Below are 1,351 nucleotides of genomic sequence, written 5' to 3'. Positions count from 1 at the left end.
CAAAAAATGGATGCCTTGGAACAATAAGCGCTATTTGCACTGGATACTACCAAAATATGAGATTTGTGAAAAAAGCTGTAAATGGTCGTCCTCTTGGGACAGAAAATGCCTATAACCGTGAAGCCCTTTTTGAAATATTTAAAAATGCAAGAAAAATTTGTGGAGATAAACCGCTTGCGTGCAATATTCTTCATGCAATAAATGATTATGAGAGAGTGGTAAAGGATGCTCTTGAAGCTGGGGCAAATATTATTGTTACAGGAGCAGGGCTTCCGTTGGAACTTCCAAGGCTTGTAAAAGATTATCCAGATGTGGAAATCGTTCCGATAGTTTCATCAGCCAGAGCTTTGAAAATAATCTGCAAAAAATGGAAAGCTGCCGGGAGAATGCCGGGAGCAGTAATTGTGGAAGGACCAAAAAGTGGTGGACATCAAGGTGCAAAATATGAAGAATTATTTGCTCCTGAACATCAGCTGGAAGCAATTTTACCACCGATTAAGGAGGAACGTGATAAATGGGGAGATTTTCCTATTATTGCGGCAGGTGGAATATGGGACAATAACGATATAAAAAATATTATGGCGCTTGGAGCTGATGCCGTTCAAATGGGAACAAGATTTATCGGTACTTACGAATGTGATGCAAGCGATGTTCTAAAACAGGTTCTGCTCGATGCAAAAGAAGAGGACATAGTAATTGTAAGTTCGCCAGTTGGCTATCCAGGACGTGCTGTAAAAACGAACTTAGTTCAGACGTTGGAGCCAAATACAAAGAAAATAAAATGTATAAGCAACTGTGTATTTCCGTGTGAACGTGGAAAAGGAGCAAATAGAGTGGGATACTGTATTGCAGACAGTTTAGGAGACGCTTATTTAGGTAGGCTTCAAAGCGGATTGTTCTTCTCGGGAGCTAACGGATGGAGATTAAAGGAAATAGTGCATGTAAAAGATCTGATAGATGAGCTTATGACGGAAATTGATTAAGAGTATAGTAAAAATCAGGAACAAGGGGTGGAAACAGGAAAATCCCCTTGTTTTCTACTTATTTTAATGAAACGGATATAGATTTTGAATTTCGTTTTTAAGCGGTTTTGCCATATTTGAGTCTTGCAGAAAAATTTGTATATTGAATCTTTTTTATTTTTTACTGGAAGATTGAAATATGGCGGTATAGACACTCGTAAAACAAAAATAAAAAACAGAAAATGGAGAAAAAAATGGCTAGAAACATAAGTGTAAAAAGGGTAATGAACATTCTTCTGAACAAAGATGCCGATGAAATCGAAGATAATAAAGGAAGAAAAGTCAGAAAAAATGAAAAGCGTGAGCCAATGAAGCCTAGGACAAAAAAT

The 1,351-nt window shown here is 37.4% G+C and carries 1 protein-coding gene; it reads left to right on the top strand.

Features of this window, described 5'->3' with window-relative positions:
- Positions 1-983: nitronate monooxygenase family protein (locus tag Q0370_RS05830; RefSeq protein WP_299573311.1), on the top strand; the 983-nt coding region annotated here is incomplete at its 5' end.
- Positions 984-1,351: the final 368 nt, after the last annotated feature.

The organism is uncultured Leptotrichia sp., from assembly GCF_938036635.1.
In the GTDB taxonomy this organism is placed as follows: Bacteria; Fusobacteriota; Fusobacteriia; order Fusobacteriales; family Leptotrichiaceae; genus Leptotrichia; species Leptotrichia hongkongensis.
Note: the sequence above shows the minus strand (reverse complement) of the source record. Positions and strands in the feature narration are given on the sequence as shown.